Origin of the sequence: Macrococcus equi (genome assembly GCF_047426745.1) — a bacterium.
Taxonomy (GTDB): domain Bacteria; phylum Bacillota; class Bacilli; order Staphylococcales; family Staphylococcaceae; genus Macrococcoides; species Macrococcoides equi.
In genome coordinates, this window is record NZ_CP179732.1 from 1,422,295 (window position 1) to 1,435,200 (window position 12,906).

A 12,906-nucleotide genomic window follows, 5' to 3' on the forward strand; every position below is an offset into this window, starting at 1 on the left:
AACTATATATTATAACGGCGGCGTAGCTCAGCTGGCTAGAGCGTACGGTTCATACCCGTGAGGTCGGGGGTTCGATCCCCTCTGCCGCCACTATTTTTTAAAAACTAAATGTGAACTTTTAGGATTTAGGACCTTTAGCTCAGTTGGTTAGAGCAAACGGCTCATAACCGTTGGGTCGCAGGTTCGAGTCCTGCAAGGTCCACTTAATATTTTAATGGAGGAATACCCAAGTCCGGCTGAAGGGATCGGTCTTGAAAACCGACAGGGGCTTAACGGCTCGCGGGGGTTCGAATCCCTCTTCCTCCGCCATTATTATTTTACTTCAGCAAACAACATGATTTACTTATTATTTATTATTATCGCGGGATGGAGCAGTCTGGTAGCTCGTCGGGCTCATAACCCGAAGGTCGGTGGTTCAAATCCGCCTCCCGCAATTACAAGTGGTCCCGTGGTGTAGCGGTTAACATGCCTGCCTGTCACGCAGGAGATCGCGGGTTCGATTCCCGTCGGGACCGCCATTTGTATGGCTCAGTAGCTCAGTCGGTAGAGCAAAGGATTGAAAATCCTTGTGTCGGCGGTTCGATTCCGTCCTGAGCCATCTTTTTATTATTTTCTATTATGCCGGAATAGCTCAACTGGTAGAGCAACTGACTTGTAATCAGTAGGTTGAGGGTTCAAGTCCTTTTTCCGGCACCATTTGGAGGGGTAGCGAAGTGGCTAAACGCGGCGGACTGTAAATCCGCTCCTTCGGGTTCGGCAGTTCGAATCTGCCCCCCTCCACCATTTTTTATTTGTTTATTTTTAGGGGCATAGTTCAACGGTAGAATAGAGGTCTCCAAAACCTTTGGTGTGGGTTCGATTCCTACTGCCCCTGCCATGGCGATTGTGGCGAAGTGGTTAACGCATCGGATTGTGGTTCCGACACTCGTGGGTTCGATTCCCATCAGTCGCCCTTAATTTTTAATATTGGGCTATAGCCAAGCGGTAAGGCAACGGACTTTGACTCCGTCACTCGTTGGTTCGAATCCAGCTAGCCCAGCTTTAGGCGCCATAGCCAAGTGGTAAGGCAGAGGTCTGCAAAACCTTTATCACCGGTTCAAATCCGGTTGGCGCCTCCATTAATTTTATATTTGCGGGAGTATTTCAACTCTTAGAATACGGACCTTCCTGGTTCGAGATGTAGGTGTAAGTCCTACCTTCCGCTCCATATTATTATGCGGGAGTATTTCAACTTTTAGAATACAGATCTTCCTGATTTGAGGTATAGGTGTAAGTCCTATGTTCCGCTCCATTTTTTAAGCTGCATGATGCAAGCTTATTTTTTTCGTTAATTATAGTTTAAAAATAAAAAACTACAGAAATAGCTCTGTAGTTAAAAGTAATTAAACGAAAATGAAATTTGGTGATAATAAAGTTGACGAGACTTTATTACAGATTAATTATATCAGTTAATAAAGTGTTTGTGAACATAGTTTCATGATTGAGTTAAATTCTTGACGATATTTATTGTTAGTATTATACTTACTTAAATAATTAATTTTACTATGCCACCGTGGCGGAATTGGCAGACGCGCCGGACTCAAAATCCGGTTCCTCACGGAGTGTCGGTTCGACCCCGACCGGTGGTATCAGATTACCCCTTAAACGATACGTTTAAGGGGTTTTTATTTAATAATGATATTGCTATTAATTTCCATACCGATTTGTTATATTGTAAATATACAAAATAAGGAGGTATTTTGATGGGATTATTTGATGAACTAATGGGCAATTCTAGCGAGAAGAATGCAGGAGAGGTTCAAGCTGAATTTCAGGATTATTTACTTGATGATGAGATTGTTGAGGCTAGTTTTGTATTGATTCGTGATTTACTTGTTTTTACCAATAAACGTATACTAATCGTCGATAAACAAGGCTATTCAGGTAAGAAGATTGAATTTATTACAATTCCTTATAAAAATATTAGAGCATTTAGTGTGGAGAATGCAGGACGTTTTGATATAGATGCAGAGTTAAAATTATTTGTTGCTGGTATTCAAATGCCGATTGTAAAATTATTTAATAAAGATACGGATATTGTAAACCTTCAAAAGCTAATTGCGAAACGTTTATTAAATTAAATCATTAATTAATAGAACAAGCATCTCAAGTGTGAGATGCTTGTTTTTCTTTGCTATTTATAATTGATATAAATATGACAACACTGAGTATGATAAGCATACCGAACACCTGGATGATATTAAAAGGTTGTTTCAGCCATAAAATTGATAGTAATACTGCTGTGAGTGGTTCAATGCAACCTAGAAGAGCTGTAAGTTGTGGATTGATATATTTAACGCTCAGCAGATAAAGAAAGAAGGATAATGCAGTTCCTACTATAATGACGAATGTTATAAAAAAAATACCTTTTATTCCAAATGAGAATGGATTGATACTCCAATGCCTATTAAATAGACTGATAAATAAACCTGCAAATATCATAGACCAACCAATAACAGTTAGTGGTGTATTTCTTATAAATAATCTTCCGGCATACATCGTATAGAAGGCTGCTGCTACTGCAGATAAAAGTCCCCAAAATATTGCTTTCGGTGCGACTACAATATTATTGATATTCCCACTAGTAAGTAATAGGAATGTTCCAAACGTAGAGATGAGTATTATTATAAGATCGATCCATTTAAACGATATTTTTCTCGTTACCAGTAGAAAGGTAAGGATAACAATGGGTGCTAAATACTGCAGGAGGGTTGCAACTGCTGCATTGCCTGCTTCAATTGATGCTAAAAAAGTATATTGAACGGCGAGCATACCAAATATTGAGTAAATGAATAATTGAAATATAGTATGTCTATCGCTAAAAATATTTATGATATTTTGTTTGCATATTCCTGCAAGAAATAACAGAAACATACCGCTGAAGATCAAACGAATGGTGATAAACCAGTCTAGTGGTATCTGGTAACTTTGAAATAGTTTTTGTGATACCGTTCCTCCGATTCCCCAAAACATTGAGCCGAGTATGACGTAAAAGATGCCCTTTTGTTTATTATTCATCTTTTCACCTCATTAAAGTTTTACTTCATTATAATTTTTTGTTAAATGTACTGTCAATGTGTTATCAATTACGTCTATCTACTTATACTTTTATGTTGTATGTGCAATTCGAATATAAAAAAATAAAAGTAAAAATTTTAATATAAAATGGGTAAGAATAATAATAGCAATATATTTAACGAATTATTTAATAGAGATAGAGAGGTTATATGAATGACAACAATTGAAATTAAAGATGTTACATTAAACTATAGAGTTGAAGGTGAAGGTATTCCTGTATATTTTTTTCATGGGAATGGAGTTGATTTAACGAGTCATTATGAAATGTATAATGATATCTTTCAGCAATACATGCGTATCTATTTAGACATTCCTGGTATGGGGGAGTCTGAAGCCGATCTAGGATTAGACAGTACAAATGATATATTGGAAGTCGTTTTAGCGTTTATCGATGAAATGACTGGTGATGCACAATTTATACTAGTCGGTCATTCATATGGTAGTTATATGTGCTTAGGCGTGATGGATAGATTGCAGGAACAAGTAAAATCTGCCTTCATTACTTGTCCTGTTGTTGAAGGGCAGAAGCATCTACGTACGCTGGAAAAGCTTGATCGTCAAGTTGATGAACAATTTGAAGTCGTTGAGGATAAAGATTATTATAAGGATTATCTGGCGATGACAGTGCGCATTAACCACCATACATGGGAATTGTTCAGAAAGCTCATGGTGCCTGGAATTAAACGTGCTAACAATCAATTTATGAAAAATTTACGACGTCAGGATAATGAATTTTATCAGTTTAGATGTGAAGATAATATTCATATACATGATGAAACAATAGTATATGTTCTGCTAGGTCAATATGATAATGTTGTAGGATATCGTGATCAAATAAAATTTTTTGAACCAAAAGAAAATATCGATACAATCATTTTGACTAATACTGGACATAATCCTATGATTGACGCGTATGATGAAGTACGACGCCTGGCGAGAAAATTCGTCGAGCAATGTGAAGGGTTAGTTTAGGATAAATATAAGTACAATTGATAAAGCATAATGAAAGTAAGGATCCATATTAAAATAATAGGCAGCGCAAAATACCAGCGCTTTAAATCTTTGCGCGTAAGCGACTGTGATTCTAACTGACATGACTTAAATACATCATCTGGTATCATTTTAATTGTTAAACTGATAAATATAGGTAAAAGAATTGCGTCATCTAAGTATCCAAGTACCGGTATAAAATCCGGAATTAGATCAATTGGAGATAGTGCATAGATGATTGTAATGAGCGCCAGTACTTTCGCGAGTATTGGCGTTTCTTTACGCTGTAATGCTATAAAAATAGCGGGAACATCAATTTTTAATTGTTTTGCACGTTGCTTTAAATTCATATGATAACCTCTTATTTTAGTTATAATAACGATTATAGTGTAAGAAAAAATATGCTCATATCATATATATTATACATTGAAAGGATAAAATTATGAAAAAGATAATTATCATAGGAAGTCCGGGTAGTGGAAAAAGTACGTTCGCGAGACAGTTGAGTAAAAAAATAAATGTACCACTCTATCACTTAGATCTATTAAACTGGAATGCAGATAAAACCGTTGTTAATAGAGAGATTTTTATAAATCGATTGTTAAATATATTAAACAGTGAAGCATGGATTATCGATGGAAATTATGGGAGTACATTAGAAGTCAGAGTAAAAGAATGCGATACAATATTTTTCCTTGATTTGCCAGTCGATGTTTGTTTAAATAGTATTGAGGAACGAAAAGGTAAGGCACGTCCAGATATGCCATGGATTGAAGAAGATAATACAGACCCTGAATTTTTAGAATTTGTTAAAAGATATCCTTATGATAGTAGACCACAAGTGTTAGCATTGATGAAAGCATATCAGGATAAAACAATCTTTGTCTTTAAATCACGTGAAGAAGTGAACAACTATTTAATGAAACTTTAAGGAGAAGTTCTATGTCAAAATATAAATTATTTACAAAAGAATTTGTGTTAATTGATAGCTGTATGCAGGAACTTGAAGAATTTATCGCGTGGGATAATATTAGAGTCATCAGTCATAATATTATTGAAACAAGAATGAATATGTATAGCTTGTCGGTGATTTATGAAGTGATTGATTCAGTGGAATAAATGAGGGGTTTTGATGATTAAGAGTTTTGATAAATTTAAAAAATATTATTTTTTCTTTAATTTGTATATTCCATTGATTTTTATATGGCTGCTTATTACGAAAATTGCAGAAGATATGCTTATAGAATTTATTATTTATTTATTGACGTGCAACTTTATCACTTCTGTTGCATTACTTTTATATAAAAATCCATCGAAATAAAAATGCATCCCCATATTCATGGGGATGCATTTTTATTATATTTCTTTTTGATTTTCAATTATTTTATTAACGATACCGTATTCTAATGCTTCCTGAGTATTTAACCAGTAGTCACGGCCTGTATGTTCTTCAACCTCTTCCACAGTTTTACCTGTTTCACGAGCGATTAATTCATTTAACTTTTGACGTGTACGGATAATTTCTTTCGCTGTAATTTCCATGTTAGATGCTTGTCCTTGTGTACCGCCACTTGGTTGATGGATCATAAAGCGCGTATTAGGTAATGCATAGCGGTTTTCTTTTTTACCTGATAAGTAGATTAACACACCAGCACTTACTACCCATCCAGCGCCAATGATTTTAACTTCAGATTCAATGAAGTTAATCATGTCATGAATTAAATAACCTGAATCAACATGTCCACCAGGAGATGAAATGATTAATTTGATGGGTTCATGATTGATAGAATCTAATAATAATAATTGGTTAACTACTTCTTTGGCAGATTTATCATCAATGCCACCTGAGATTAATATTGTACGTGAATCTATTAATTTTTCCAGCATAATGTCTTTATTTTCGTTTGTCATAATATGCCTCCTATAAGCTTGTTATTATTATTTTATTGCTTTGGTCAATTTAAGTCAAAAAATATGGATTATTATTTTTAACTTTACTGATTTTCTATGGATGATTTCTGTTATGATGATAAAAAAACAATAAGGTGATTAAATGGAGCAGTCGTTTGAGAGTTTAATAGAGCAAGCTATAAAAATAAGAAAGCAATATCACGCATTAGAAGTGCAACATCACCAAAGCGAGTGGTCATTGGAAGAAGATGCACTGGCTTTCTTAACTGATGCAGCGATTGTAGGACGTCTGGTGATGGATAAGCAAGGGCGCTGGCCAAAACCGGATAGCGATGGTGAACTCGGATATAAAATTGCTGAGTCAATCTGGTGGTTAATCAATATTGCTGATCGTAGTGATATAGATATTTTACATGTTCTCCCTGAAGTTTTTAATACAATCGAGAAAATTAGCAAGTAATTAATGAAAGCGTTTAAAAAATTACAAAAAACATATTGCTTTTACATATAAAAGTATGGTAGATATATAAAGATGTTATTAATCATATAAGGGTAGGTAAACAAATGAATATGAGCGGAAAACAGTTTTTTTCTAATATTTTAAATGGTATGGCAGCAGGGATAGTCGTTGCACTTGTGCCGAATGCAATGCTCGGTGAGCTATTTAAATATTTGGCACAGTTTCATCCTATTTTTACTAGTCTTGGGCATTTATTATCTATTTTCCAGTTCTGTTTAAGTGCTTTAGCAGGGATCACGATTAGCCAACAGTTTAAGTTTAACGGATTACAGACAGCAATCTTATCAGGTGCGTCAGTACTTGGATCAGGTGCGGTGCAGTTTAATGGTAAAGGATTTATGTTCATGGGAATCGGTGACATTATCAATATGATGTTAACGATTGCGCTGAGTGCATTTCTACTGATTGTTCTTGGGAATAAGATGGGAAGTATGAATATTGTATTCCTGCCTTTAATCGCAGGGATTTTTCCTGGATTTATCGGTTCGCTGACTTTACCTTTTGTAAGACAGTTCACAGGTGGAATTGGTCAGATTATTGATCACTTTACAACGTTAAATCCATTATTAATGTGTATTTTAATTGGTATTAGTTACAGTGTGTTAATGGCAACACCGATATCAGTAGTTGCGATTGCAACGGTCATCAGTTTGTCTGGATTAGGCAGTGGTTCAGCGAACTTAGGGATTGTTGCCTGCTGTTATACTTTCATCTTTGGAGCGATGAAGGTAAATGACAAAGGTACGATGATTACTTTAATTATTGGTGCTGCAAAAATGATGATGCCTGTTTACTTTAAGCATCCTATTATTATAGTTGCATTACTGATCAATGGTATTGTCGCAGGCTTATGTGCCTATTTCTTCAATGTTCAAGGAACGCCGATGTCGGCTGGTTTTGGATATACAGGTCTCGTTGGTCCAATCAATGCGTTTAAGTTTATGGATGGTACTGTTATGCAGAATGTAATTAGTTTACTTTTTGCTTACGTTATTATTCCATTACCTATTGCTTTTGCAACACATCAGCTATTAAAGAAAATTTTACCTGGTTATAATGATGAGATATTTTTATATAAAGCAGAACAATAAAAAAGATGTAAGTTTCCATTTATGGAAACTTACATCTTTTTTAATTTTTATAGTGTTTTAAGAATCTCTCAAGTCTTTTCATCGCCTCTTTTAACTCATCCATACTTGATGCAAATGATAAACGAATATGTCCTTCGCCATATTTTGAAAAAGCACTACCAGGTACCACAGCAAGTCTTTCCTGATTGAGCAGTTCGGTTGCAAACTGATAAGCGTTGTTATTGTACTTAGAGATATTCGGGAAGATATAAAATGCGCCTTGTGGTTTTTCAACAGGTAAGCCTAATGTTTGCAGCTTATCATACAGAAAATCTCTGCGTTCTATATACGCCTGATTCATTTCTTTAACAGTTTCACGATCTTTGAAGGCTTCAATAGCACCGTACTGGCTAGGAGTTGCTACACAAATCGAATTATAAAGGTGAACAGATGTGACATGTGTAATGAGTTCAGCACTAGATACTACATAACCAATACGTGCACCCGTTACTGCATGAGATTTTGATAGACCATTGATGACAAATAATTTATCACGCAACTCAAGTTTTTCAAGAAATGAATGGTGCGGTCCTTCATATACATTCTCACTGTATATTTCATCGGTTACGATAAATATATCTTCATCTTTCAACATTTCAGTAAGTTGATTGATTTGTTCTAATGTCAAAGTCTTTCCGGTAGGATTCGTCGGATAATTAAAGAGTACTGCTTTTGTTTTGTCGGTGATCGCAGCTTTTATTGCTTCAGGTGTCGGTACAAGGTTTGTCTTTGTAGTATCTACCAAAACGACAGTTGCCCCCAGTAACTTAAGGATTGGCTCATATCCAAGATAGCACGGAGACGGTAGAATGACTTCATCTCCTGGGTTAATGATTGTTCTGAACACATCATCAATTGCTTCAGATCCACCGTTAGTCACAACTATTTCAGTTTCTGCATCATAGTCGACATTAAATTTTTTCTTTATTGATTGTGCAATCGCCTGACGTAGTGTGATTAAGCCGCGGTTATGGGTGTAACGCAATTGATTGTCGTTAATTGCATTGATCATCGCAGATTTTACGGAAGCGGGAGGTGGGAAGTCAGATTGACCAAGTGTCAGGTCGATACAATCGTCAAGCCCAGCAGCTTTATTCGCAAACTCTCTTGTGCCTGGTATCGTGACTTCATTGATATATTGATTTAATTGTGGCATATTATTCACTTCTCTTTCTTATCATTTTTAATGATTATATGTGAAAATGCCGCATGACGCAAAATAATTGTGATAAAACTATTAAATTATTTTAATATTCAGTCTTGAATACTTATACATAAAAGTGTATGATAAATACTATCTAAAGGAGGGGAAGTCATTGTCGATGAATAAAATGATGCGTTTATGTTTTATTTTTATACTGCTATTTGCGTGTGTTCCGTTAAAGACGCAAGCTCAAACAGATCAGTATGACACGATTAAGAAGAATGGTGTACTACGTGTGGGGCTTTCTGCAGACTATGCACCGTATGAATTTGAGAAGACGGTAAATGGTAAACGTGAGTACGCGGGTATTGATATCGAATTATCAAAAAAACTAGCCAAGGATTTAGGTGTAGAACTAAAAATTGTTAATATGCAATTTGATAGTCTGCTAGGGGCTTTAAAAACAGGAAAGATCGACGTTATTATTTCAGGTATGAGTCCAACACCTGAACGTAAGAAAGAAGTAGACTTCTCTGACTATTATATGCATGTGCAGCAACGTATGATTATACAGAAGAAAGATGCTGATAAGTTAAAGACAGTTGAAGATTTCAAAGGTAAAAGTATCGGTGCACAAAAACAGACGACACAAGAAGAACTGGCAAAGACAGAAATTCCAGATGCAAATGTGACATCACTTACACGTGTGCCTGAAATTATCATGTCGCTTAATACCGGCAAACTTGATGGCGTCGTGCTTGAAGGGCCGGTTGGTGAAGCATATTTATCTCAAAATAAGAATTTAACATTCTCTGAGATGAAATTTGCAGACGAAAACAAAGGTACAGCCATTGCATTTTCAAAAGATTCACCAAAATTACTCGATGCTTTGAATAAGACGATTAAAGAAGTAGACGATAAAGGCTTATTAAAAGGATATAAAGAAAAAGCAAATGAAGCTATGTTTGATGAAGGATCATTCTTTAGTAAGTATGGATCATTTTTTATCCAGGGTATCGGTGCGACCATTCTTATTTCATTAATTGGTGTAGTACTAGGTTCATTATTTGGAGGCATTCTTGCCTTTATGAAATTGAGCAAGAATATTATCTTAAAGACAATTGCATGGATATACATTGAATTTATTCGTGGCACACCATTACTTGTACAGGTATTCTTAGTTTATTTCGGTACGACAGCAGTTCTTGGGATTGATTTATCTGCCTTTATTTGTGGGGCGATTGCACTGGTGATTAATTGTGCTGCATATATTGCTGAAATTATCCGCGCGGGTATCAATGCAGTGGATAGAGGACAAACTGAAGCAGCACGTTCGCTCGGTCTGAGTCATGCACAAACGATGAACAAAGTGATTATGCCGCAAGCGATTAAAAATATTTTACCTGCATTAGGTAATGAATTTGTTACGGTGATTAAAGAGTCATCAATTGTTTCAGTTATTGGCGTATCTGAACTTATGTTTAATGCGCAAGTCGTTCAGGGTGCATCTTTTGATCCATTCACACCATTACTGATAGCTGCTATTGTATACTTCATCCTTACCTTTGCCTTGAGCCGAGTGATGAATGTATTTGAAAGGAGGATGAGTGTTAGTGATTAAAGTAAATAATCTGCATAAAAATTTTGGAAAAGTCGAAGTATTAAAAGGGATTGATCTGGAAATTTCTGAAGGAGAGGTCGTTGCTATTATTGGACCTTCAGGAAGCGGTAAATCTACTTTATTACGTTGCTTAAATCTTCTTGAAACACCGACAAGTGGAGAAATAATCTTTGAAGGTAACGCTTTAACCGCGAAAGGAACAGATATTAATAAACTCCGTCAGAAGATGGGGATGGTGTTCCAAAGTTTTAACTTATTTCCACACAAAACAGCCAAAGAAAATTTAATGCTCGCACCATTGCTTTTAGGGAAAGGTAATAAAACTGTACTTCAGGAGAAAGCATTAGATTTACTAGCAAAAGTAGGTTTGTCAGATAGAGCTGATAACTATCCTTCTCAATTATCAGGGGGGCAGAAACAACGTGTCGCAATTGCGCGTGCACTGGCAATGGATCCGGATGTGATACTTTTTGATGAACCAACTTCAGCGCTTGATCCTGAAGTTGTAGGGGATGTTCTTGCGGTTATGAAAAAGCTTGCCGAAGAAGGTATGACTATGGTGGTCGTAACTCATGAAATGGGATTTGCACGAGAAGTAGCAGATCGCGTCGTATTTATGGATAACGGTGTTATTCAAGAAGATGCGTCACCAGAAATTCTGTTTAATAATCCGAAAAATGAACGTGCAAGAGCATTCTTGTCAAAAGTATTGTAATGTAAGCAAATGAAGTAACTGATAGTCAGTGCATCTTTTTTGCTAAAGTTATACTTTATATCAAGAGAAGATAAGACAAATTAAATGTCTAATCTTCTCTTTTTTTATGGTAAAATAGTATTCTTAAAAATTTTAAAAGAGTGGAGGCGTAGTGATGTATCAAAAACTAAAGCAGGAAATTATTGATTATAGTAAAACGATTGGTATTGATGCAATCGGTTTTACGACAGCAGAACCTTTTGAATCACTACGCCCGAAACTTGAAGCGTATTATAAAAATAATTATGACTCAGGATTTGAAAAAGGCACGATTGAAGAACGAATCAATCCGAAGTACTCAATGCCTGAAGCACAGTCAATCATTGCAATCGCAGTAGGTTATCCTAATAAATTGCCGAATGCTCCTAAAAGTTTACGCGGGGCGCGTCGCGGAATATTTGCGCGTGCTTCCTGGGGGATTGATTATCATACATTGTTAAATAAACGGCTGGAACTACTTGTGAGTTTTATTAAGGAGCGCGTCCCTGATGTAAAAACGATGAATATGGTAGATACCGGGGTGTTAAGCGACAGAGCGGTAGCAGAACGTGCGGGTATAGGCTATGCAGCAAAAAATGGCTTTATTTTAAATAAGGATTTAGGGACATGGACTTATCTAGGTGAAATCCTCATTTCAATTCCTTTTGAGCCAGATCATCCAGTAATTGATTCATGCCTTGATTGTACGATTTGTATTGATCGATGCCCAACTGGTGCCTTACTAGGGAATGGTCAGCTTGATTCTAATAAATGCATCAGTTTCCTGACCCAGACAAAAGGATTTATGCCGGATGAATACCGCAGTAAGATTGGTAATAGGCTCTATGGTTGTGATACTTGTCAGCAAGTTTGTCCGAAAAATCGTGGCATTAATACGACACAACATGATATAGCGCTTCAGCCGGAAACGTTAAAACCACTTTTAGTACCATTGCTTAAGATGACCAATAAACAATTTAAAGCGGAGTTTGGTCATTTAGCAGGCGCCTGGCGTGGAAAAAAGCCGATTCAGCGCAATGCAATACTTGCACTGGCACATTTCAAAGAAACTGAAGCAATTCCAGATTTAAAAGACATCGCTGAAAATGATCCGCGTCCTGAAATTAAAGGAACCGCCTACTGGGCAATCGGTCAGATCAGTAAAAATGAACAAGAGTATTTGAAAGCAAGATATGATAAAGAAACAGATAAAGATGTTAAACTAGAAATATTAAAAAGTATAGGAAGTGTGGAATTATAAATGTCATCTATTAATGTAGTTTTATATCAACCTGAAATACCAGCAAATACAGGAAATATCGCTCGAAGTTGTGCAGCCACAGATACGCACCTGCATTTAATTCGTCCTTTAGGATTTTCTACGGATGATAAGATGCTTCGCCGTGCAGGACTTGATTACTGGAAATTTGTTAATATCACTTATTACGATAGTATTGAAGAGTTCTTTGAGAAAAATGAAGGACATTATTATCTACTTACAAAATTCGGTACTAAACCACACACGACATTTGACTATAGTAATACAGAAGAGAAACATTACTTTATCTTTGGTCGTGAAACAACTGGACTTCCAGACTGGGTGAAAGAAAAGTATATGGACACTGCATTGCGTATTCCGATGAACGATAATGTGCGCTCACTTAATTTATCTAATACAGCAGCAATACTTATCTATGAAGCATTACGTCAGCAAAATTATCCTGGTTTAAGCTAAGGAGG

Annotated in this window: 15 protein-coding genes and 13 tRNA genes; 24 read left to right on the forward strand and 4 right to left on the reverse strand. The window is 36.0% G+C overall.

Annotated features, from left to right (window positions below; all coding sequences use genetic code 11):
• The first annotated feature begins 16 nt into the window (after positions 1-16).
• The 14 genes from ACMGE6_RS07390 to ACMGE6_RS07455 all read left to right on the forward strand — a co-directional run bounded on the left by ACMGE6_RS07390 (position 17) and on the right by ACMGE6_RS07455 (position 2,120).
• Positions 17-90: transfer RNA gene (locus ACMGE6_RS07390), tRNA-Met, on the forward strand.
• Positions 91-128: 38 nt separating this feature from the next.
• Positions 129-202 (forward strand) — tRNA-Ile (locus ACMGE6_RS07395).
• A 14-nt stretch (positions 203-216) separates the two neighbouring features.
• A tRNA-Ser gene (locus tag ACMGE6_RS07400) sits at positions 217-309 on the forward strand.
• 51 nt (positions 310-360) lie between these two features.
• A tRNA-Met gene (locus tag ACMGE6_RS07405) sits at positions 361-434 on the forward strand.
• Between the two features lie 8 nt (positions 435-442).
• Positions 443-518, forward strand: a tRNA-Asp gene (locus tag ACMGE6_RS07410).
• A 7-nt stretch (positions 519-525) separates the two neighbouring features.
• Positions 526-598, forward strand: a tRNA-Phe gene (locus ACMGE6_RS07415).
• A 22-nt stretch (positions 599-620) separates the two neighbouring features.
• Positions 621-696: transfer RNA gene (locus ACMGE6_RS07420), tRNA-Thr, on the forward strand.
• Positions 697-699: 3 nt separating this feature from the next.
• A tRNA-Tyr gene (locus tag ACMGE6_RS07425) sits at positions 700-783 on the forward strand.
• A 20-nt stretch (positions 784-803) separates the two neighbouring features.
• Positions 804-877 (forward strand) — tRNA-Trp (locus ACMGE6_RS07430).
• Between the two features lie 2 nt (positions 878-879).
• Positions 880-952, forward strand: a tRNA-His gene (locus ACMGE6_RS07435).
• 15 nt (positions 953-967) lie between these two features.
• Positions 968-1,039, forward strand: a tRNA-Gln gene (locus tag ACMGE6_RS07440).
• 5 nt (positions 1,040-1,044) lie between these two features.
• A tRNA-Cys gene (locus ACMGE6_RS07445) sits at positions 1,045-1,118 on the forward strand.
• A 428-nt stretch (positions 1,119-1,546) separates the two neighbouring features.
• Positions 1,547-1,628: transfer RNA gene (locus ACMGE6_RS07450), tRNA-Leu, on the forward strand.
• A gap of 114 nt (positions 1,629-1,742) precedes the next feature.
• Positions 1,743-2,120, forward strand: coding sequence for a PH domain-containing protein (locus ACMGE6_RS07455; protein WP_414053303.1), 378 nt, complete (start codon positions 1,743-1,745; stop codon positions 2,118-2,120).
• 25 nt (positions 2,121-2,145) lie between these two features.
• On the opposite strand, the gene ACMGE6_RS07460 is transcribed toward ACMGE6_RS07455, so the two are convergent.
• Positions 2,146-3,057 (reverse strand): EamA family transporter, encoded by a 912-nt coding sequence (locus ACMGE6_RS07460; protein ID WP_414053304.1) that lies wholly within the window; start codon positions 3,055-3,057, stop codon positions 2,146-2,148.
• Positions 3,058-3,270: 213 nt separating this feature from the next.
• On the opposite strand from ACMGE6_RS07460, the gene ACMGE6_RS07465 reads away from it, so the two are divergent.
• Positions 3,271-4,089, forward strand: coding sequence for an alpha/beta fold hydrolase (locus tag ACMGE6_RS07465; RefSeq protein ID WP_414053305.1), 819 nt, complete (start codon positions 3,271-3,273; stop codon positions 4,087-4,089).
• Here the strand turns inward: ACMGE6_RS07465 and ACMGE6_RS07470 are convergent.
• The gene (locus tag ACMGE6_RS07470) at positions 4,086-4,457 is read right to left on the reverse strand and encodes a YkvA family protein (protein WP_414053306.1); all 372 of its coding nucleotides are present in this window, start codon (positions 4,455-4,457) and stop codon (positions 4,086-4,088) included. The two genes, ACMGE6_RS07465 and ACMGE6_RS07470, sit on opposite strands and share 4 nt — an antisense overlap.
• Before the next feature lie 92 nt (positions 4,458-4,549).
• On the opposite strand from ACMGE6_RS07470, the gene ACMGE6_RS07475 reads away from it, so the two are divergent.
• From ACMGE6_RS07475 to ACMGE6_RS07485, 3 genes are read left to right on the forward strand one after another with little or no spacing between them, the layout of a single operon-like run.
• The gene (locus tag ACMGE6_RS07475; protein WP_414053307.1) at positions 4,550-5,038 is read left to right on the forward strand and encodes an AAA family ATPase; all 489 of its coding nucleotides are present in this window, start codon (positions 4,550-4,552) and stop codon (positions 5,036-5,038) included.
• Positions 5,039-5,049: 11 nt separating this feature from the next.
• Positions 5,050-5,226, forward strand: a complete 177-nt coding sequence (locus tag ACMGE6_RS07480; protein WP_414053308.1) for a hypothetical protein — start codon at positions 5,050-5,052, stop codon at positions 5,224-5,226.
• A 13-nt stretch (positions 5,227-5,239) separates the two neighbouring features.
• Positions 5,240-5,428: a hypothetical protein gene (locus tag ACMGE6_RS07485; RefSeq protein ID WP_414047098.1), complete on the forward strand. Its 189-nt coding sequence runs from the start codon at positions 5,240-5,242 to the stop codon at positions 5,426-5,428.
• 35 nt (positions 5,429-5,463) lie between these two features.
• Here the strand turns inward: ACMGE6_RS07485 and ACMGE6_RS07490 are convergent, their stop codons facing one another.
• Positions 5,464-6,018: an ATP-dependent Clp protease proteolytic subunit gene (locus ACMGE6_RS07490; RefSeq protein ID WP_414045876.1), complete on the reverse strand. Its 555-nt coding sequence runs from the start codon at positions 6,016-6,018 to the stop codon at positions 5,464-5,466.
• Between the two features lie 142 nt (positions 6,019-6,160).
• Here ACMGE6_RS07490 and ACMGE6_RS07495 point away from each other — a divergent pair, with 142 nt between their 5' ends.
• Both ACMGE6_RS07495 and ACMGE6_RS07500 read left to right on the forward strand, forming a co-directional pair.
• Positions 6,161-6,478 carry a MazG-like protein gene (locus ACMGE6_RS07495; RefSeq protein WP_414053309.1) on the forward strand — a complete coding sequence of 106 codons (318 nt, stop codon included), beginning with the start codon at positions 6,161-6,163 and terminating at the stop codon, positions 6,476-6,478.
• A 104-nt stretch (positions 6,479-6,582) separates the two neighbouring features.
• Positions 6,583-7,629: a PTS transporter subunit IIC gene (locus ACMGE6_RS07500; protein ID WP_414053310.1), complete on the forward strand. Its 1,047-nt coding sequence runs from the start codon at positions 6,583-6,585 to the stop codon at positions 7,627-7,629.
• A gap of 40 nt (positions 7,630-7,669) precedes the next feature.
• Here ACMGE6_RS07500 and ACMGE6_RS07505 read toward each other — a convergent pair whose 3' ends face one another.
• Positions 7,670-8,824 (reverse strand): aminotransferase class I/II-fold pyridoxal phosphate-dependent enzyme, encoded by a 1,155-nt coding sequence (locus tag ACMGE6_RS07505; RefSeq protein ID WP_414053311.1) that lies wholly within the window; start codon positions 8,822-8,824, stop codon positions 7,670-7,672.
• Positions 8,825-8,990: 166 nt separating this feature from the next.
• On the opposite strand from ACMGE6_RS07505, the gene ACMGE6_RS07510 reads away from it, so the two are divergent.
• The 4 genes from ACMGE6_RS07510 (at position 8,991) to trmL (ending at position 12,901) form a co-directional block, all read left to right on the forward strand.
• Positions 8,991-10,433 carry an ABC transporter substrate-binding protein/permease gene (locus ACMGE6_RS07510; protein ID WP_414054846.1) on the forward strand — a complete coding sequence of 481 codons (1,443 nt, stop codon included), beginning with the start codon at positions 8,991-8,993 and terminating at the stop codon, positions 10,431-10,433.
• Positions 10,426-11,148: an amino acid ABC transporter ATP-binding protein gene (locus tag ACMGE6_RS07515; RefSeq protein ID WP_414053312.1), complete on the forward strand. Its 723-nt coding sequence runs from the start codon at positions 10,426-10,428 to the stop codon at positions 11,146-11,148. The genes ACMGE6_RS07510 and ACMGE6_RS07515 overlap by 8 nt, the downstream gene beginning before the upstream one ends.
• 154 nt (positions 11,149-11,302) lie before the next feature.
• Positions 11,303-12,427 (forward strand): tRNA epoxyqueuosine(34) reductase QueG, encoded by a 1,125-nt coding sequence (gene queG, locus ACMGE6_RS07520; protein WP_414053313.1) that lies wholly within the window; start codon positions 11,303-11,305, stop codon positions 12,425-12,427.
• Positions 12,428-12,901: a tRNA (uridine(34)/cytosine(34)/5-carboxymethylaminomethyluridine(34)-2'-O)-methyltransferase TrmL gene (gene trmL, locus ACMGE6_RS07525; protein WP_414045881.1), complete on the forward strand. Its 474-nt coding sequence runs from the start codon at positions 12,428-12,430 to the stop codon at positions 12,899-12,901.
• Positions 12,902-12,906 lie beyond the last annotated feature (5 nt).